The following is an 18,467-nucleotide window of genomic DNA, read 5'->3' as shown; positions in this document are numbered from 1 at the left end:
TCAAGGTTTGTTTATATATAGACTTCACAATTATAGTGTTGTAACACTTTGCAGTTATTTTAATACTATCCGTTCAGCATCACCAAAACTATCATAGTTGCTGGTAATGATTTGCTCCCCTGCTTCCAGCCCTTCAAGTACTTCATAGTATCTTGAGTTTTGTTTCCCCAATCGGATGTTTCTCTTTATGGCTTCATTGCCATTAGCATTGACCACAAATACCCATTGACCACCTGTACTTTGGAAAAAACCTCCTTTAGGTAATAAAAGCGCCTCGCTTGATGCACCCAATTGCAGTTTGATGTTGTAGCTCTGTCCAGCCCTGATGGTTTCAGGTTTTTGGTCCGTAAAGACCAAATCCACTTTAAACCTTCCATTTCTCACTTCAGGATAAACTTTTCTTACCCGCAAAGGATATTCTTGTCCATTGCGCTCAAAAGATGCAACCAAATCCCTCCTTACCCGGTCAATGTAATGCTCATCGATTTCAGCTTCTATTTTAAAATCAGTCAACACGTTGATCTGGCCAATTCTCTGCCCTTGGGTGATGTTCTGACCGATTTCGGCATCTAAAAATCCTAATTGTCCGTCGGCAGGGGCTCTTACATTCAAATGATCTAAACGCTCATACACCATTCCCAAGGTTTTTTTCATTCTGGCCAAATCTTCATCCAGTCCTGTAAGTGATGTTTTGCGCAATTGATCATCGTTTTCGGTTTGCAGCTTTACAATCTCATACTGTTTTTTGGAAAGCTCATAGTTTTCCTTTGACAGCAAATACGCTTCCTGTGAAATCAATTCCTCATCGTAAAGCGCTTGGTTTTGCTCAAAATTTCTTTTGGTTCTTTGCAAATCTGTACTGGCTGTGGCCAACGATCTGCGGCCCTCTACTTGTCTGGAATCGAATGTGAGTTTTGTAGATCTAAGATCGTTCTGCTTAAGCGCTAGGTTACTTTCACTTGCCAAAATTTGTTCGTAGAGGTTCGTATTTTCCAATTTTAGGATAATGTCACCTTTCTTTACCATGGCTCCCTCTTCAATGAGTTTTTCGGTAACCCTTCCACCTTCATAAGCATCCATATAAATAGTGGCAATGGGAGCAACATTACCATTTATAGTAATATAATCATCAAACTTGCCTTGTGCTACTTGAGCTATGGTAAGCTTTTCTTTTTCTGTTCTATAGGTTGATAAAGAACTACCAAACGCCATTTTCCATCCAACGAACAGCAACAAAATGCCCAAAGCTATATATCCGTAGTGTTTGGGTTTAAGTCCTTTTTTCTTTTCGAGTTGTATATCCATTGTTCTTTTGTTCTTTGTTAGTTGATATTAAATATTGGTAGGCCGCGATAAAAATCCAGGGTGCTGTTGTTTACCCGTAACCGCAATCTTGCCTGTAAATTTTGGTTTTGTGCCGTAGCGTAGAGCGTTTTTGCTTGACCTAATTCTATGGCATTGATCATGCCTTTTTCATACCTTTTTTGGGCAATATTAAAAGCCAGTCCCTGGGAAGCCGCCCTTTTTTCGGTTTGAGCCATCTCTGCCATCAAAGCTTCGTGCTCCTGCACCAATTGCTGTATAGTTTGGTAGAGCTCTTGCTCGGTAACTTTTGCAGTATTCTTAGCACGTTCAAATGCAATCTTTTGCTGTTTGACCCTAGACCGGTTAGCCCATCCGTTAAAGAGAGGTACATTTAAGGTAGCGCCAACATACTCGAACCTGTTCTCACTAAATTGATCTCTAAAAGGAACAGTTACCCCTAAGGAGTCGGTTATGGTTTCAAAATATCCAGTACCTATACCTCCACTCAATGAAAGTGAAGGATATAAACTGCCTCGAGTGGCAGCTAATTGCTTTTTTGCCGCCTTGACCCTAAAATCCTGCGCCTTGATTGACGGCATAAAACTCTTTGCTTTGTTGAAAATTGAATCTGAAAGTACAGTCTCTTCTGCATATTTGATGGGTACAGCGCCAAATTCAGGCTCAATGGTAATTTCACTTTCCCCTTCAACGTTCATAGCTTGTAACAAGGTCAATTTTGCAGCTTTTAAACGGTTTTCGTTTTGGGTCAGAGTCAACTTATCTGTCAAAAGTAGAGACTCAGCCTCATAAAGGTCAGCGCCAGCCATAAGCCCAAGTTCCACTTGTTTCTCAACAAGGTCATAATTGGTTTGAGAGATTTCAACCTGCTCTTTGGATATGGTTATGAGCCCTTCAATAAATTGAATGTCGTAATAGGCGGACATGACCGTGAAAGCCAACAAATATTTCTGTTGTAAATGCTCCTCTTTCGTCGCTTTGTATAAGAATTTGGAAGCTTTTAGATTATTTATTTTTTGAAACCCTTGAAACAAATCGAAGGCACCATCCAAAGAATAATTGTTAGAGAATATATCGGTATTAACGATACTGTTATCCTCCGGATTTGTTTGACGACCATATCTAATAAAATAGTTGGCAAAACCACTTACCGTAGGAAATAAATCCCGTATGGATTGCCGATAGGTTTCTTTATTGGATTGGGTATTTAAATTGAAGTCGTTCAATTGTAGGTTATGCTCTAGAGCATAGGAAACACAGTCATCCAGGGTCCACATTTTTTGTGAATGCAGCGAAAGACTCGCTAAAAAGATGATTGCTATGATGCCTTTTTTAAATTTCATATATGCTAACTATGCCAAAAGGTAAGCGAATGCTGTGCCATAAACATAAATCTTTAATTATCAGTTATTTAAAATTTAAAATTTATCCCACGCGATTTTATTGTGTCAAATTTTTATACCAATTGTGTAAAATATTTATACACTTTGCAAAAAGCATTCATATCATATTGTAGTTTTATGCTGTCTAACAGTTGAGCCATGACAGACGCAAAGATTTTATTGGTAGATGACAATAAAAGCATATTGAGTGCTTTGGAAATCCTACTGCAGTTTGAATACAAGATGGTAAAATCCATCTCAAATCCAAATCAGTTGTCCTCTTTCCCAGATCTGAACAGCTTTGATATTATTCTACTGGACATGAATTTTTCTGCCGGGGTCAATTCTGGTAACGAAGGTTTGTATTGGCTTAAGGAAATCAGAAAAAAAACTCCACATACTTCTGTAATTATGATGACCGCATATGGTGCTGTGGATTTAGCTGTGAAAGCCCTAAAGGAAGGTGCGGCAGATTTCATTCTTAAACCATGGAACAACGAAAAGTTATTGGCCACCGTCAAATCTGCATATCAACTTAGAAAAACAAAGAAGGAGGTACATCAATTAAAACAAAAGGAAAGTAGTCTTAAGCAGGTCATCAATCAAAATAAAAATTTCATTATCGGGAATAGCAGGGCATTAAATACTGTATTGAACTTAGTGAACAAAGTTGCCAAGACAGATGTAAATGTTCTGATTACCGGGGAAAATGGAACTGGCAAGGAATTAATTGCCCGAGAAATCCATCAAAAATCTAAGCGAAAAAACGAGGTTTTCATCAATGTGGACATGGGATCTATTTCCGAGAATCTTTTTGAAAGTGAACTTTTTGGGCATACTAAGGGTTCTTTTACAGATGCCAAAGAAGACAGAACGGGTAAATTTGAAGCTGCCAATGGAGGTACCCTTTTTCTAGATGAAATTGGAAATCTTTCCTTGCAAATGCAGGCCAAATTGCTATCTGCCATTCAAAATAAAACTATCGTAAGAGTTGGTTCCAACAAACCAATCCCTGTTGATATTCGCTTGGTATGTGCCACCAATTGCAATTTGGAGCAAATGGTTGCAGAAGGCATTTTTCGTGAGGATTTATTGTACCGAATCAATACCATTCACATTCAGGTTCCTGCACTCAGAAATAGAGATAATGATATATTGTTGCTTACAGATTTTTTCCTGAAGAAATTCAGTGCTAAATATGGCAAACCGGGATTGCGCATTAACAATGCCGCAGAAGAAAAATTAATGGGCTACAATTGGCCGGGCAATATCCGGGAATTACAACATACTGTAGAAAGAGCAATAATTTTAAGCGACGGTCCAGTCCTAAAAGCCAATGATTTTCCCTTTCAAACCAAGTTCCACACATCCTCCGCAGATACTCCATTGACCTTGGATGAAATGGAGCACCAAATGATCTTACAAGCTCTGGAACGCCACGAAGGCAACCATAGTGCCGCTGCAGAACAGCTGGGCATTACAAGACAGACTCTCTACAATAAACTCAAAAAACAAAGTAGATAATGGCAAGTCGCAATTTTTATTTACAGTTAATTTTCAGGGTTATTTTGATAACCCTAACGGCTTTCCTTTTTGCATTTTCTTGGTCAAATAAATGGTGGGGCATTTTGGTTTTCTCCCTTATTTTTCTGTGTTTTCAGGTTTATTTTTTGATTCGTTATATCAACAGTACCAATAGAAAGATCGCATATTTCTTTGATGCCATTAAGAATGAAGACTTTACCCTTCGCTTTCCTGAAAAAGTGACAATTGAATCTTTCAAGGAACTCAACATCAGTCTTAACAGGGTAAATAAATTGATTCAAGAAGTTCATCTGCAATTGCAGATTAGGGAAAGATACTATCAAGAAATATTAAAACAGGCCAATATTGGAATCCTAACTTATAATGAAAGGGGGCACATTCTTTTTTCCAACCCAACCGTGGAAAAATTGCTCAATCATAAACCTTTGAACCACATTAAGCAACTGCAACAAGTTAATATGCAATTGTATCGATTGTTCTCAGAGCTGAAACCCTTTGATAGGAAACTTTTTCAATTGACCAACGAACGTGAAAAAACACAGCTGGCCATTAAAAGTAAATCCATAGCACTCAATGACCAAGCTATGCTTTTGGTCGTTGTACAAGATATTCACAAAGAATTGGATGAAAAAGAAACAGACTCTTGGGTAAAATTGATTAGGGTACTTACCCACGAAATCATGAATACCATTACCCCTATCACCTCCATTTCAGATTCAATACTAAAATATTTTGTGGGTACTGATGGACAAATTATTGAAGACCATTTGAATAAAGAACAAGTTACCATCACAGCAAAGGGACTCGAGGTCATCAAAGAGCAGGGAAGTAATTTAATGGATTTTGTAAAGTCTTATCGAACTTTCCTTAATGTTCCTGAACCGGACAAAACAATTGTTTCTGCAGAAAAACTACTGGAAAAAGTCAAACTTTTGCTTCCTAAGGTTGAAACTTCAAACTCTCCTAAAATAGAAATCCATATAGAACCGAAAGGATTGGAGCTTTTTATTGATGAAAAGCAAATTACCCAAGTATTGGTCAATCTTGGCAAAAATGCCCTGCAGTCAATTGGAAATCAAGAACAGGGAAAAATTGTTCTTGCTGCAGGAATCAATTCAGAAAATAAGAAGTACATCACTGTAAATGATAACGGACCAGGTATTCCGGAAGATTTGATCAATGAAATTTTCGTTCCCTTTTTCACCACCAAAAATTCTGGAACCGGGATTGGATTAAGCCTTTCCAAACAAATATTGCAATTGCACGGGGGAAGTTTGAATGTGCAATCCTTACCTCATAAAAAAACTGTATTTACATTGCAGTTTTAACCAAAACGTTTCCAGCTTCTTCAAAAACTGACCAAAGTCATATGCAACGCTAAGAGATGGTTCTATTTTTAATTGAACAAAACTCTTTGTCATGCTTAATTCAGAAAAAATAGGAAATGCGTTTTACCAAAACCTTGGCAAACTTTTCTATGCGGTTGCCATGGCAGATAATAAGGTAAGACCTGTTGAAGTAACTAGATTGCGAAAGTATGTGAGGCAACATTGGTTGGATGTTGATGATTTTGTGGATGAGTACCATACAGACTCAGCCTACCAAATAGAAATTGTTTTTGATTGGTTGGAAAATGAAGAAAAAAATGATGAGCAGTATTTTGATGAATTCAAGACATTCTACAAAGAACACCCAAAAAAGTTCACCCCTGTCCTAAAAACCTTGATTCTTGAGACTGCGGAGGCCATTGCAGATTCGTTTGCTGGGAAAAATAAATCAGAGATGTTGATTATCTTTAAGTTGAAACAACTCTTGGCTAGATAAAAACATGACGATATCACAATATATAGACCATACCAATTTAAAACCTACCGCAAGTGTTACTGACATTCATCAGCTATGTGAAGAAGCCAAAAAACATCAATTTAAGGCAGTCTGCGTAAATGGTTGCCATGTAAAACTGGCCAAGAAATTACTTGAACATACTCAAGTAAAAGTAGCCGCAGTTATTGGTTTTCCACTAGGAGCAATGTCCACCAAAACCAAAATCTTTGAAGCAGAAGATTGTATAGTACAAGGAGCAGATGAAATTGATATGGTCATAAACATGGGCTGGCTAAAATCCAAGTTAGATACTGAAGTACTCAATGAGATTAAAGCAATAAAGCAAGTAATTGGAGAAAAGGTCTTGAAAGTGATTTTGGAAATGTGTTACCTGACCACAGAAGAAAAAGAAAGGGCGTGTAACTTAGCTGTCCTCGCAGGTGCGGATTTTGTAAAAACCTCTACCGGATTTGGTAGCGGTGGCGCCACCTTTGAAGATGTAATCCTTATGAAAAAAGTGGTAGGCACCAAAGCTTTGATAAAGGCATCCGGCGGTATAAAAGACAAGGAAACCGCTTTAAAATATATTGAACTGGGAGTTTCGCGCATCGGAACTTCTTCCGGTCCATCATTACTAAAATAATCCAATCCTATGAGTATCCATATTGAAGCCAAACCAGGTGAAATTGCAGAAACTGTGCTTATGCCGGGAGACCCGCTTCGCGCCAAATGGATTGCAGAAACGTTCTTGGACAATCCTTTTTGTTACAATCAGGTCAGGGGTATGTTGGGGTATACAGGGATGTATAATGGCAAAAGAATATCTGTTCAAGGGAGCGGTATGGGTATGCCCTCTTCCATGATTTATTTTCATGAGCTCATTAAGGACTATGGCGTTAAAAATATCATCCGCGTGGGTTCAGCAGGCTCATACCAAGCTGATGTAAAACTTAATGATGTGGTGTTGGCCATGGCAGCTTCAACAACTTCAGGCATCAACAATTCAAGGTTCATCAATTCTGATTATTCGCCAACAGCAAATTTTGACCTTTTTCTAAAGGCTGTCAACTATGCCCAAAACAATAACATCCCTATAAAAGCTGGCAATGTTCTTTCTTCCGATGAGTTTTATGAAGATGATCCCAATGAATACAAACTTTGGGCACAATATGGTATTCTCTGTGTAGAAATGGAGACAGCTGGACTTTATACTATTGCCGCAAAGTACAATGTAAGAGCATTAACCATACTAACCATTTCCGATTCTCTGGTCACGGGCAAACATCTTTCTGCAAAAGAAAGGGAGACGTCTTTCAATTCGATGGTGGAAATTGCATTGGCAGCAGCTATTTCTTAAGTTACCAAGTTTTCATTATACTATTTTTCATTTTTTGAAGGGACAACGTCTTTACGATGACAAAAACTAGCATTGGCTCTGGTCTATCTACATTTTGAAATTCTAACTATTTTTAACAAAACCAAACCGAATGACAGTACATCGTTTTGACACTTCAAATTCTCTTTTGAACACTTTTATTGCCGAGATACGGGATACGCAAATACAAAAAGATGCCATGCGGTTTAGACGCAATATTGAACGTATTGGTGAAGTATTGGCATATGAAATGAGTAAGACATTGGGTTGCAAATTCACTGCTGTAAAAACTCCTTTAGGCTCCAAAGAAACTTCTCTTTATGCAGACAATTTGGTGCTTTGTTCAGTGTTAAGGGCAGGCCTCCCGTTACATCAAGGGCTATTAAATTATTTTGATGGTGCTGAAAATGCCTTCATTTCAGCTTTTAGGCATCATCCCAATGGAGATGATGATTTTGATGTGATCGTGAAATATTTGGCAGCTCCAAAGCTAACGGGCAAAACGTTGGTACTTACAGATCCTATGTTGGCCACTGGCAAAACACTGGAAAATGTATTGAAAGCTCTCAGTGCCCATGGCAAACCCGAAAAAATCCATATCATTTCTGTAATAGGATCACAAGCTGGTATTGCTCACGTACAAAAAATATTTCCTTCAGAAACACAGCTTTGGATAGCCGCTATTGATGATGAACTTAACAGTAAGGGATACATTGTCCCGGGCTTGGGAGACGCCGGGGATTTGGCCTATGGTGAAAAGCTTTGATGTAACCTTCCCATTAATCAAAAAAAATTAACACCTACTGAATTGTCCCATTTTATAATACCAAAAATAACTCTAGCCTCAGAATTCCATACATTGACCTCATTTTTTGATGGCTTTCCTAAAATTTGCATAGCTTTAAGTTTTCCTATACCCACATGTTGAAAAACAAAGATTTCTGGATTAATCTTCTTATAGGAATGGGGCTTTTGAGCGTTCCCATTTTAACGTCACCAGATTCTGGTTCCTTTAAGGAAATGTGGTATATCACAGGTTTTCAGAGAGATTTTTTGGGATATTCTTTATTATTACTGTTCTTCTATTTGAACTACCATTGGCTGGTGCCCAAGTTCTACTCAGAGAAAAAATACCTGCTATATATATCCATATTATTGGTTTGTTTGGCTATAATCTCATTTATCCCCGACCTATTGGTCAATCAAAATTATGTAGACAGAACACCTATGCCTCCTTCCATGCCAGGTCAAGGACAAATGCCCCCACCTGGCATGCCTCCCAGAAAACCACCCCTGTTCAATATTTTTGTTTTCAGGGATTCATTTATTCTCCAGTTCATTATGGTTATTATCCTTTCATTTTTATTACGATTGGACAACCGCCTGAAAGAAATGCAGCATGAAAAACTAAAAGCAGAAGTAAGTTATCTCAAGGCACAAATCAATCCCCATTTTTTATTCAATACCCTTAATAGCATTTATGCACTTACGTTAAAAAAGTCGGATGATGCTCCCAGAGCTTTATTAAAACTTTCGGAAATGATGCGCTATGTCGTAACAGAAAGTAATGTTGAAGCAGTTCCCTTACAACAAGAGATACAATATATTTCAGATTATATCGAACTACAGAAACTCCGCATTGGCAAAGGAGCCAACTTTACATATGAAGTGTCCGGTGATCCCTTTGGAAAGAAAATCGCACCAATTATTTTGGTCAATTACGTTGAAAATGCTTTTAAATATGGGGTTAATCCAGACAAACCTTCCAAAATAAGTATCTTTATTACAGTAGATGTTGATGGTGTTGAATTGTTGGTCGAGAATAGTATAACGGTAAATCGAAAAAACTTGCCGGAACATACAGAAGAAGGCAATAGAAACACTCTAAAACGATTGGATTATTTCTATCCTGGAAAATACCAGCTCAATGTGAACCATCAGAAAGACTATTACATTGTAAAACTATATATCAATCTTAAATGATCCGAGCGGTTGCATTGGATGATGAAGAACTCGCACTAGAAGTGCTTCAAGCTTACTGTGGGCAAATTGAATATGTAGATTTGATCCATGTATTCACGGAACAACGAAAAGCCATTCGCTATCTCAATAAATTTGATGTTGACCTGCTTTTTCTTGACATCCGAATGCCAGAACTTAATGGATTGGACCTGTACAAATCCCTCAAGCAAGATACCAAAGTAATTTTCACTACAGCATACGACCACTATGCCGTGGAAGGTTTTAATGTAAGTGCCATTGATTATCTCTTGAAACCTTTTTCCTTTGAACGTTTTCTATCGGCCATAGAAAAAACCAAAAAACAACTGGATCTGGAACTTGCCGATGCTTCGGACGGTTATTTATCCATTAGGGCTAATTTCAAATTACATAGAATTGCGTTTGATGATATTGTACTCATCGAGGCCTTGGATGATTACATTCAAATACATCTTACCAATAATTCCAAAATAGTGGCACGTTCAACCATGAAATCCATTTTGGAAAAATTGCCAACTTTGAGCTTCATAAGGGCACATCGCTCCTATATTGTTCCACTAAAAAAAGTGAAAAGTGTATACAAAGACACTTTAAAAATTGGAGATTTTATTATACCGCTTGGCAAGTCTTATAAAGATTCTTTTTTAAAAAACCTTTAACTTTTTACTCGTTTTCACCTCACAGAAAAGTGCATTAACCGCAAAAATTACTGATAACATATTCGTCCTCATAGTTTTACTCTGAAACTAAAAACAATACTATGAAACGAAAAGAATTTTTAAAGGGAATGGGATTGGCCGGTTTATCCGTGGCCAGTCTTGCAGTTTTATCTTGCTCAACGGATAGTGAGGATTCACTTTATATTGATGATGACACCACTTCGGGCAGCGACTCTTCATCTGATAGTTCAAGTAGTGATACTGATTCTGGTTCTGGAACCAGTTCATCTGGCGATTGTGAAGAAACCCCAAGTGAAACAGAAGGGCCTTTTCCAACCAAGGATCCTGCAGATTTAGAAAGAGTCGATATTATTGGAGACCGAACAGGTATTGACTTGGACATTAATATCACCATTCGTAATATAAATGACTCCTGTAACATATTGGAGGGAGCCATGGTAGATATTTGGCACTGCGATAAAGATGGATACTATTCTGAATACGGAGGCACTCAAATGCAATCTGTAGATTATACGGACAATCACTTTTTAAGAGGCCGTCAAATTACAGACTCTGATGGACTGGCCAAGTTCGCCTCAATCTTTCCAGGGTGGTACCAAAGTCGCTCCACACACATTCATGTACATATCTATGATGAAGATGGGAATTCTCTTTTGGTCACCCAAATTGCCTTTCCAGAAGGAGACAACAGTGCCGTAGTACGAGTAAACGCCGCAAGTGAATATGGATATACCAAAGGTATGAGTGGTTATACGTACCATGCAGAAGACAATGTTTTTGGAGATAGTGTTGAAGAAGAATTGGCCAGTGTAAGTGGTAGTGTAAGTGAAGGTTTTACACTAACACATGATATTTATGTCGATGCTTAATGTAATATCAGAAGAAGTGATACTAAAGGAAACTGCGCAAATATTCTTAGCTGGAAAAAGACATCGCCATGAAACTCCAAACTATCGATGTCTTACTTCCCAAATGTTAGCTCAGGGAGGTTTAACCAGTATGCCTAGGTTTTCTGATGAAACTTTGGCTCCGGTCAAGAGCAAGACCTTTACCATGGATGAAGATGCCCTTCTTATGGTGCTGCCCCTAGTAGGTAGTATTGTATGTGGAATTTATGATGGACAGCATTCCACTAAAATTTTTCCAGAAGAATTACAAGTGTTCTCCTTGGAAAAAGGAGCATCTTTTTCCCTAAGCAATCCTGACAAAAATGAACTGGCCAACTACTTACAATTATGGATTAAACGAGATGCTTCGTCCAAGAAAGTTAGATTTGGTAATTATGTCCACAATGCATTAAATACCATTTTTGAAGCAGCTGACTTCAAAATACACTTTGGGGTGTTTGATGGTAGAATGGAAACTGATTATGTTCCTTTTTCTAAGCAAAATAATATTACGGTTTTTGTCATTAATGGTGCTTTTGAGGTACAGAACCGTTTGTTGGAATCCAGGGATAGTCTCCTTCTTCGAAATTTTGACCAGTTGGAAATGGAAGCACTTTCCGAAAATGCTATAATTTTTATTGTTGAGGATGACAATTCATGATGATTAGGTTTTAAATTCATCCTACTCCCGGGTTAATTAAGTTTAATCCGGGTTTTTCTTTTCCAAAAAGATCAAGACAATCGGGAATGAATAAATTCTTAGACTATTTAAAGTCCAAGTACTGAAAAAAAGTTTGCCTTGTAACTCTCCCCTATCGGAATGCGGACATCATTAATTACAATTCGGTTTCGCTGTACAGTTTTTATACAGGCAATGTTTACCACAAAGGATTTGTGCACCCTCAAAAACTGATTGGAAGGCAATCTATCCAAAATTTCCTTAAAACTCATAAGGGTAAGAATGGTCTTATTGGTGCCGGCAACATGTATCTTCAGATAGTCTTTTAATCCTTGGATGTATTCTATATCATCCAAATTGATTTTTACACTTTCATATTCCGCTTTCACAAAAATATAGTTCGGGGAATTTCCTTTTTCCCCATGGGAAGGAAATACATTGTCCTCAGTGGGCGATCCCTTTTTATAGCCCAAAACCTCTTTTGCCCTAGAAATAGCTTTGATAAATCTGTTATAGGGAATTGGTTTAACCAAATAATCAATGGCGTTCATTTCAAAACCTTCCACGGCATATTGGGAATATGCGGTAGTAAAAATGAACATAGGACTGTTATCCAAAGAAGTGATGAAGTCTATCCCGCTAATTTGCGGCATTTCAATATCACAGAAAATAAGGTCAATTTTTTTCTCTTTGAGCAGTGTAATAGCCTTCAAGGGATTGGTAAAAGTACCTTCCAACTCAATAAAATCTACCTTCTGACAATAATCTACCAACAGTTCAATTGCCAAAGGCTCATCGTCGATTATGATACATTTCATCTTTTTTGGTTTTAAATGGTTACGGGCACTATAAATTAAGTACCAGCTGCACAACATAAGTTCCCCCCTCTTCCTTTATTCGCAGGTCATGGGAATCTGCATACAATAACTTTAAGCGGTTCTTGATATTTTCAAGTCCTACCCCTGAATTTTTGTCATTTTTTCTGTGAACACCAATTTTGTTCTCTACTTTAAAGAAAATAGACCCATTCTGAATAAAAAAGCTAATGTCCACATAGGTCTTTCCTTCATAATCTGTTCCGTATTTGAATGCATTTTCAATAAAAGATATAAAAAGTAACGGAGGAATTTCCTTGTTCCGCTCTTCTCCAGATATTCTAAGCTTGACATTGGAACTATCTGATAACCTTAATCTTTGTAGTTGCACATAATTTTTAATGTACTCCAACTCCTTGCCTAAGGGCACTTTATCTTTATCTGCCTCATACAGCATATAACGCATTAACTCCGAAAGGGCGATAATAGCCTCAGAAGTATCTCCAGATTTTTTTACCGATAGTGTATAAATCGCATTCAAAGAATTAAAAAGAAAATGAGGGTTGAGTTGGGTCTTCAAAAATTGAAGCTCGGAATTTACCTTTTCATTTTCTACCAGTTGACGTAAGTCCTCATTCTTTTTCCATTCTTGGTAAAGCCTCAAAAAAGCACTCAAAAAAAAGGGTACGCTTAAATTCAATACGGTAATAAATTCCCTTAAATATCGGTTCCCAAAAGGTCTTTCCCGGGAAAAATTAGGTGGAGGCCCCTTCGGACCTGGAATTAAACCTGAATTGATAATAAACACCATCATAATAATCAGCAATAAGCATATGATAATGTAATACGTTGTTTTTTTCTTCAATAAAATCTTGGGCACCAAGATGAAGTAATTGGTATAAAAAAGAACAATCACCATCAATAACCTCAAGGGTAGATCTGGTGGAACCTGTCTAAGTTGAAAAAAGAAAGGAAAAAGAAAAAAACCGTAGAACAATGCCCAAATGAATAAATGGATGAAAAAAATCCTAAAACGTTTTTTACTTTGGGTCATTATGGGCTCTACTATTGTTCCAAAATTACAATATCCAAATCATTAAGCTCTTCGAGGGATATTCTTGGGCTCTCTCCTTTCAAGATTTTGCGCATTACCATGTCCGCTACCTGTTTTGCATCTTCTTTGGTTTCAAATTGCTTTTCTCCTTCTACTGCAGGGATAAATTCCTGTTGAATCAATAGTTTGTCACCACTAAAAATTTGATAACCATAACCGTTATCCAAAGTTATGACCTTGGTCCTCAAGGCTGGCTCTTCACGTTCGGGCCACTGCTCCATCCCCCACTTAGAAGCTTCAAAACAAAAAACTCCTACCAGTAGAATAAGAACCGCTGTTTTTATGATTCTTGGAAAATTCATACCCACTAACCCAGTAATAGTAATGGGGACCAAGAAACAAGGAGTTTCATTGGCCCCACTACATCAACAAACGTATCAATTATCATGAAAAATTAATCTTCATCATCATATTCTTGAAAAGGAAAGAACTCATCCAAATCATCTAAATACAATGTTCCTGTTCTTCCCATCCCTACAAAAGCTCTGTTTGAATTGGAAAATGCTACACCATCCTGTCTTGTAGAACCTTCAAAGCCTGTTTTGGCCTCCCAGCTATCTGAGGAAGGATCATACTCCCAAACCGAGTTGGTAGCTCCACTTCTCTCACCACAGGCAATGTAACCATACCCATTCAATGCGAATCCCAAAGCATTACTTCTGGTTATCTCATATTCATCCTCTTCATCCAAATCTGTCTTTTTTGTCCATGTTTCTGTTGATGGGTCAAAAGCCCAAAAATCGTCCAAATACACCCCATTGGAAACCCCAGTTCCCATGTAGACCAAACTGTTCAGGGTAAAGGTTGTGGCCGCCCTTCTTTTATCTCCACCAAAACCTACTAATTCTGTCCAAGTATCAGAAGACGGGTCATACTTCCAAAAATCCTTACGGTCATTTTCTCCGTCATACCCGGTTCCAAAATACCCAAAACCATTGGCTCCAAAAGCCACTGCGCTCCTTCTCTTTGTTTCGGTCAAAGAAGCAATCTGCGACCAACTATTGCTAGAGGGATCATACGAATAAAAATCACTAAGCTCATCCACACCATCATATCCAGAACCTATATATCCTTTACCATTAATTTTAAAACCAACAGCTGCATTCCTGGGCGTACCTGGAAAATCTGCTTTTTGTGACCAATAATCTCCCTCGATATCATATGCCCAAAAAGAATTCAAGTAATCATCTCCATCATAACCAACACCCATATAGCCCATATCATCAATGGTAAAACCAGCTACTCCACTTCGCGGGCTTCCGTCAAAAACGGAACGATCTATCCAGTTACCCAAATCATCATCATCCGAGTCATTGGAGCAACTTATAAAGGATAATAGCAATGGAGCTATAATGAATACTTTTTTGAAATACTGTAACGTTTGTGTCATGTCTCTGCGTAATTTTTTCCAAATGTAGTTCTGGGGTCAAACGCACTAAAAGAGAATATATCAACGCTTAATTTTAACCTATAAAACTACAAAATCAATCTACCAACCGGCAGTATGGTTTTGTAGTAAAATATGGTCATTTGGTCTTAAAAGAACAAGGGTTGGTCTATTGACATTTTAGAGCCTAAAGACACCTTTTACATTTGAACCAAACTTAGCTTATGAGACGACTTTTGGTGCTAATGTACGGAGCACTTTTTTTCATGGCTTCCTGCTCTACAGAAAATTACAACAATTCTGATTTTTTAGCTGGCGAAGCTTTTACGGACAGTAATATGAGGGTTGTCTTGATAGACACCATGACAGTGGAAACCTCAACAATGAAATTTGATAGCATAATTACCAGTCAAGCCTCCAGAATGTTGGTAGGCAAGTATACTGATTCTATTTTTGGAACAATCCAAGCCTCCAGTTATGTAGGTTTAACACCTGCCAGCTATACTATTGATTCGGAAGCTGAATACGACAGTATTGTGCTACACCTTAAGTTGGACAAATATTATTACAACGATACCCTCCAAACCAATACTATATATATAAAACGTCTTACCAAGACCTTAAGACCTGTGGAAGGCGATGCGCTTTACAATACTGCTGTTGCCGAGTATTCGGATGCCAACCTTGGCGCAATTTCGTTTAATCCACGCCCTCAAGATTCGGATACCTTGGAAATAAAGATTGATGATGAGCTGGGAATGGACTTTTTTAAGAAATTTCAGGAAAAGGAAATCACAGGTTCAGACGAGTTCAAGGATTATTTTAGGGGTATTGCCCTATTACCTGATGAAAATGACGATGGATCCATCATTGGTTTCTCCAAAGAGACAGAGGCTAGTTTCATGAGATTGTACTTTAGTACTTCGGAAGAAAGTGAACGGGTTCAAAGTTATATTGATATCGATTTTGATCTCTCCTCTTCACCAGTACCTTTCTTCAATCAGATTAGATCGGAAGATCCCATAGAACCTTTGCAAAGATTGGTTGATAAGGAATTTAATCTGAGCAGTTCTGAATCCGATGATTTCAGTTTTATACAATCTGGTGTTGGAATAGCTACACGAATTCAATTCCCCTACGTGAAAAAAATCTATGACCTACAGGGACAAGGAACCATTATGGATGCCATATTGAAGATAAAACCTGCAAATAACACCTTTGATGACAAACTACAACTACGGGATACGCTTTCTGTTTACGTAGTGGACCAAAACAACGATTTGACCGAGCAGTTGCTTTATGGGGATGTAGTACCCGTAACCGGTATTCTAAACCGTGATAACCAAGAATTCAACGATATCTATTACGAAATATCCCTGGGCAGCTATATAGAAACATTATTGTTGGCAGAAAGGGAAACCGACGAGGCTTTGATCCTATTGCCTGATGATTATGCTTCAACCGTGGACCGATTTATCTTAAATGGAATGGATAATACGGATTTCAGTGTAAAACTTGAACTCACTTACGCAATTTATGATGAGGATAATGACTAAGATTCTACCTATTGTTTGTACTGTACTATTTTACAATCTGGCGCTATCCCAATCCGAAGGATTGACCAGTTCCCCCTACTCCCTGTATGGCCTAGGCACTATCAACCAGACAAGTATTGGAAAATCGAACGGGTTGGGTTATTCAGGTATTGGTATGAAATCCAGTACTGGGATCAATAACTTAAACCCAGCCAATTATGCACTTGTCCCTAAAAATTCCTTCTTTTATGATATTGGGGTAATTGGGGAGTATAATGACTACAGTAATAGAGGTGACAGTGAATCTAAAAGCACCCTAAATTTTTCCAATTTGGCATTTTCATTTCGGATTGCCAATCGTTTGGGTGCAGGAGTTACTCTAATTCCTTATACAGATGTAGGGTATTCTATTCTGGGATTGGTATCCAACATTGAAGGAACCAATGAAACTTTTGAAAGCAATGTATCCGGTTTGGGTGGATTGAACAACCTTGGACTGAATATTGGCTATGGGCTTACAGATAATCTAAGATTTGGGGCGCGGGCCTCTTTTCTTTTTGGCAACATTGAAGAAATCGAATCATTCGTCATCAGTAGTAGTTATTTTGAACTCAATGAAACCACCAACTACAGTGGATTACGTATTGGTGCCGGTTTTCAGTATGATATTAATGAAAACATTACCGTGGGAAGTGCTGTGGAACTTCCTGTAAGTTTAACTGGAAACTTAACCCGGTCCGTATACAAAACTTTGGATGCCGTGGATGTTGTTGTAGAAGATGAGGAAGCAGATGATGCATCTGATTTCAAACTGCCTCTTGAACTAGGTTTTGGTATGAGCCTAAAACTTAAAAAGCACTTTACTTTAACCGCAGATTATAAAAAAAACTTTTGGGATGCTACCAATCAGTCCGAAAACGTAGGTACGTATAGAGATCAAGATATTTTTGCCTTTGGGTTGGAATATTTGAATGATCCAAAAGCCTACAAATATTTAAATAGAATCAGATATAGGGCCGGTTTTAACTACGATAACGGTTATTTAGCCATCAACGACAACAAAATAGATGGTTATAACATAACCTTAGGTTTTGGTATTCCAGTAGGTATAGCGTCAAACTCATTGATCAATCTATCCTACAGTTATGGTACAAAAGGACAAATACAGAACATTTTGGTCAAGGAAAATTACCATACCCTTACCCTCAATCTGAGCTTAGAAGATTTATGGTTCAGAAAATTAAAAATCAATTAGAGAACTTGATTCTAGTTCTAACTTATTGGTTCGGTTAGTATAAATATTTTAAAGCAACATATAAAATAGAAAGGGGGCAATCTATAATTGCCCCCTTTCTGCACTTCATCTAAAAATACTACATGGGTTATATTTTATATATGACAGCTCATCCTCTAAATACGGTCACTACTTAGAATAAAAGAGGTATTGGTTTCCTCCATTACAGAAAATAGATTCATGTTTTGCCTTCCTATGATGGAAAGGACACAATTGGAGCGAACAGCTTCGGCATATAAATTCTTTAAAGCATGTGCGGCAGAACGGTCTAACTGCTGTACTCTTTCAAGGTTTAGCACAACAGGTTTCTTAGGGTTTAGAAATCTTGCTAAATGTCTTTTTAAAATGTTTACATTCCCACTATTCAGTGTTCCATGGATGGAAAAAGTGCCCCTTACTTCGGTTATCTGCAGCGCCATATCTGTTAAATTATTATTAAAAAATAGTTATTTGTAGTAAATAACCTACATTTTAAAATTTTATTGTACAACTCGAATACATTAAATAGAAAGGAGGGCAGTCTTTTGCCCTCCTTTCTGCACTTAACCTAAAAAACCTACCCTATGGGTTTCATCAATATTTTTAAATGTAAATTGTTGTATCATCTTGAAGCAAATATCCTACAG

The 18,467-nt window shown here is 37.7% G+C and carries 19 protein-coding genes; 12 read left to right on the top strand and 7 right to left on the bottom strand.

Annotated features, from left to right (window positions below):
- Nucleotides 1-54: 54 nt before the first annotated feature.
- Both HJC33_RS09265 and HJC33_RS09260 read right to left on the bottom strand, forming a co-directional pair.
- On the bottom strand, nucleotides 55-1,305 hold the full coding sequence (locus HJC33_RS09265) for an efflux RND transporter periplasmic adaptor subunit (protein ID WP_171658538.1): 1,251 nt from the start codon (nucleotides 1,303-1,305) through the stop codon (nucleotides 55-57).
- 17 nt (nucleotides 1,306-1,322) lie between these two features.
- Nucleotides 1,323-2,666 carry a TolC family protein gene (locus tag HJC33_RS09260; RefSeq protein WP_171658537.1) on the bottom strand — a complete coding sequence of 448 codons (1,344 nt, stop codon included), beginning with the start codon at nucleotides 2,664-2,666 and terminating at the stop codon, nucleotides 1,323-1,325.
- A 198-nt stretch (nucleotides 2,667-2,864) separates the two neighbouring features.
- Here HJC33_RS09260 and HJC33_RS09255 point away from each other — a divergent pair, with 198 nt between their 5' ends.
- From HJC33_RS09255 to HJC33_RS09210, 10 genes are all read left to right on the top strand, one after another.
- Complete coding sequence (locus HJC33_RS09255; protein ID WP_171658536.1) at nucleotides 2,865-4,229, top strand: sigma-54-dependent transcriptional regulator; 1,365 nt, start codon at nucleotides 2,865-2,867, stop codon at nucleotides 4,227-4,229.
- 146 nt (nucleotides 4,230-4,375) lie between these two features.
- Nucleotides 4,376-5,578, top strand: coding sequence for a sensor histidine kinase (locus HJC33_RS09250; RefSeq protein WP_313777731.1), 1,203 nt, complete (start codon nucleotides 4,376-4,378; stop codon nucleotides 5,576-5,578).
- Between the two features lie 91 nt (nucleotides 5,579-5,669).
- Nucleotides 5,670-6,074, top strand: coding sequence for a hypothetical protein (locus HJC33_RS09245; protein ID WP_171658534.1), 405 nt, complete (start codon nucleotides 5,670-5,672; stop codon nucleotides 6,072-6,074).
- Nucleotides 6,075-6,078: 4 nt separating this feature from the next.
- Nucleotides 6,079-6,717 carry a deoxyribose-phosphate aldolase gene (deoC, locus tag HJC33_RS09240; protein WP_171658533.1) on the top strand — a complete coding sequence of 213 codons (639 nt, stop codon included), beginning with the start codon at nucleotides 6,079-6,081 and terminating at the stop codon, nucleotides 6,715-6,717.
- 9 nt (nucleotides 6,718-6,726) lie between these two features.
- Nucleotides 6,727-7,431 (top strand): purine-nucleoside phosphorylase, encoded by a 705-nt coding sequence (gene deoD, locus HJC33_RS09235; protein ID WP_171658532.1) that lies wholly within the window; start codon nucleotides 6,727-6,729, stop codon nucleotides 7,429-7,431.
- Nucleotides 7,432-7,561: 130 nt separating this feature from the next.
- Nucleotides 7,562-8,215 (top strand): uracil phosphoribosyltransferase, encoded by a 654-nt coding sequence (gene upp, locus HJC33_RS09230; RefSeq protein ID WP_171658531.1) that lies wholly within the window; start codon nucleotides 7,562-7,564, stop codon nucleotides 8,213-8,215.
- A gap of 155 nt (nucleotides 8,216-8,370) precedes the next feature.
- On the top strand, nucleotides 8,371-9,432 hold the full coding sequence (locus HJC33_RS09225; RefSeq protein WP_171658530.1) for a sensor histidine kinase: 1,062 nt from the start codon (nucleotides 8,371-8,373) through the stop codon (nucleotides 9,430-9,432).
- Nucleotides 9,429-10,109: a LytR/AlgR family response regulator transcription factor gene (locus HJC33_RS09220; protein WP_171658529.1), complete on the top strand. Its 681-nt coding sequence runs from the start codon at nucleotides 9,429-9,431 to the stop codon at nucleotides 10,107-10,109. Before HJC33_RS09225 ends, HJC33_RS09220 begins: the two co-directional genes overlap by 4 nt.
- A 101-nt stretch (nucleotides 10,110-10,210) precedes the next feature.
- On the top strand, nucleotides 10,211-10,999 hold the full coding sequence (locus tag HJC33_RS09215; RefSeq protein ID WP_171658528.1) for a dioxygenase family protein: 789 nt from the start codon (nucleotides 10,211-10,213) through the stop codon (nucleotides 10,997-10,999).
- Nucleotides 10,986-11,678, top strand: coding sequence for a pirin family protein (locus HJC33_RS09210; RefSeq protein ID WP_171658527.1), 693 nt, complete (start codon nucleotides 10,986-10,988; stop codon nucleotides 11,676-11,678). The genes HJC33_RS09215 and HJC33_RS09210 overlap by 14 nt, the downstream gene beginning before the upstream one ends.
- Before the next feature lie 107 nt (nucleotides 11,679-11,785).
- Here the strand turns inward: HJC33_RS09210 and HJC33_RS09205 are convergent, their stop codons facing one another.
- The 4 genes from HJC33_RS09205 to HJC33_RS09190 all read right to left on the bottom strand — a co-directional run bounded on the left by HJC33_RS09205 (nucleotide 11,786) and on the right by HJC33_RS09190 (nucleotide 15,015).
- On the bottom strand, nucleotides 11,786-12,514 hold the full coding sequence (locus HJC33_RS09205; protein ID WP_171658526.1) for a LytR/AlgR family response regulator transcription factor: 729 nt from the start codon (nucleotides 12,512-12,514) through the stop codon (nucleotides 11,786-11,788).
- Nucleotides 12,515-12,542: 28 nt separating this feature from the next.
- Entirely contained in the window at nucleotides 12,543-13,430 is an 888-nt protein-coding gene (locus tag HJC33_RS09200) for a sensor histidine kinase (RefSeq protein WP_246245517.1), read from the bottom strand.
- A gap of 146 nt (nucleotides 13,431-13,576) precedes the next feature.
- The gene (locus tag HJC33_RS09195; protein WP_171658524.1) at nucleotides 13,577-13,960 is read right to left on the bottom strand and encodes a DUF4907 domain-containing protein; all 384 of its coding nucleotides are present in this window, start codon (nucleotides 13,958-13,960) and stop codon (nucleotides 13,577-13,579) included.
- Nucleotides 13,961-14,019: 59 nt separating this feature from the next.
- Nucleotides 14,020-15,015, bottom strand: a complete 996-nt coding sequence (locus HJC33_RS09190; protein ID WP_171658523.1) for a Kelch repeat-containing protein — start codon at nucleotides 15,013-15,015, stop codon at nucleotides 14,020-14,022.
- Between the two features lie 221 nt (nucleotides 15,016-15,236).
- Here HJC33_RS09190 and HJC33_RS09185 point away from each other — a divergent pair, with 221 nt between their 5' ends.
- Nucleotides 15,237-16,568: a DUF4270 family protein gene (locus tag HJC33_RS09185; RefSeq protein ID WP_171658522.1), complete on the top strand. Its 1,332-nt coding sequence runs from the start codon at nucleotides 15,237-15,239 to the stop codon at nucleotides 16,566-16,568.
- Nucleotides 16,561-17,802 carry a BamG family beta-barrel-assembly machinery protein gene (locus HJC33_RS09180; RefSeq protein ID WP_246245516.1) on the top strand — a complete coding sequence of 414 codons (1,242 nt, stop codon included), beginning with the start codon at nucleotides 16,561-16,563 and terminating at the stop codon, nucleotides 17,800-17,802. The genes HJC33_RS09185 and HJC33_RS09180 overlap by 8 nt, the downstream gene beginning before the upstream one ends.
- A 155-nt stretch (nucleotides 17,803-17,957) precedes the next feature.
- On the opposite strand, the gene HJC33_RS09175 is transcribed toward HJC33_RS09180, so the two are convergent.
- The gene (locus HJC33_RS09175; protein ID WP_171658520.1) at nucleotides 17,958-18,260 is read right to left on the bottom strand and encodes an STAS domain-containing protein; all 303 of its coding nucleotides are present in this window, start codon (nucleotides 18,258-18,260) and stop codon (nucleotides 17,958-17,960) included.
- Nucleotides 18,261-18,467 lie beyond the last annotated feature (207 nt).

It is taken from the genome of Flagellimonas amphidinii, from assembly GCF_013090115.1.
Taxonomy (GTDB): Bacteria; Bacteroidota; Bacteroidia; order Flavobacteriales; family Flavobacteriaceae; genus Flagellimonas; species Flagellimonas amphidinii.
Note: the sequence above shows the minus strand (reverse complement) of the source record. Positions and strands in the feature narration are given on the sequence as shown.

Coding starts and splice junctions, on each gene's coding strand:
- HJC33_RS09265 (WP_171658538.1), bottom strand. CDS start 1,305: ATGGATATACAACTCGAAAAGAAAAAAGGACTTAAACCCAAACACTAC.
- HJC33_RS09260 (WP_171658537.1), bottom strand. CDS start 2,666: ATGAAATTTAAAAAAGGCATCATAGCAATCATCTTTTTAGCGAGTCTT.
- HJC33_RS09255 (WP_171658536.1), top strand. CDS start 2,865: ATGACAGACGCAAAGATTTTATTGGTAGATGACAATAAAAGCATATTG.
- HJC33_RS09245 (WP_171658534.1), top strand. CDS start 5,670: ATGCTTAATTCAGAAAAAATAGGAAATGCGTTTTACCAAAACCTTGGC.
- deoC (WP_171658533.1), top strand. CDS start 6,079: ATGACGATATCACAATATATAGACCATACCAATTTAAAACCTACCGCA.
- deoD (WP_171658532.1), top strand. CDS start 6,727: ATGAGTATCCATATTGAAGCCAAACCAGGTGAAATTGCAGAAACTGTG.
- upp (WP_171658531.1), top strand. CDS start 7,562: ATGACAGTACATCGTTTTGACACTTCAAATTCTCTTTTGAACACTTTT.
- HJC33_RS09225 (WP_171658530.1), top strand. CDS start 8,371: ATGTTGAAAAACAAAGATTTCTGGATTAATCTTCTTATAGGAATGGGG.
- HJC33_RS09220 (WP_171658529.1), top strand. CDS start 9,429: ATGATCCGAGCGGTTGCATTGGATGATGAAGAACTCGCACTAGAAGTG.
- HJC33_RS09215 (WP_171658528.1), top strand. CDS start 10,211: ATGAAACGAAAAGAATTTTTAAAGGGAATGGGATTGGCCGGTTTATCC.
- HJC33_RS09210 (WP_171658527.1), top strand. CDS start 10,986: ATGTCGATGCTTAATGTAATATCAGAAGAAGTGATACTAAAGGAAACT.
- HJC33_RS09205 (WP_171658526.1), bottom strand. CDS start 12,514: ATGAAATGTATCATAATCGACGATGAGCCTTTGGCAATTGAACTGTTG.
- HJC33_RS09200 (WP_246245517.1), bottom strand. CDS start 13,430: ATGGTGATTGTTCTTTTTTATACCAATTACTTCATCTTGGTGCCCAAG.
- HJC33_RS09190 (WP_171658523.1), bottom strand. CDS start 15,015: ATGACACAAACGTTACAGTATTTCAAAAAAGTATTCATTATAGCTCCA.
- HJC33_RS09185 (WP_171658522.1), top strand. CDS start 15,237: ATGAGACGACTTTTGGTGCTAATGTACGGAGCACTTTTTTTCATGGCT.
- HJC33_RS09180 (WP_246245516.1), top strand. CDS start 16,561: ATGACTAAGATTCTACCTATTGTTTGTACTGTACTATTTTACAATCTG.
- HJC33_RS09175 (WP_171658520.1), bottom strand. CDS start 18,260: ATGGCGCTGCAGATAACCGAAGTAAGGGGCACTTTTTCCATCCATGGA.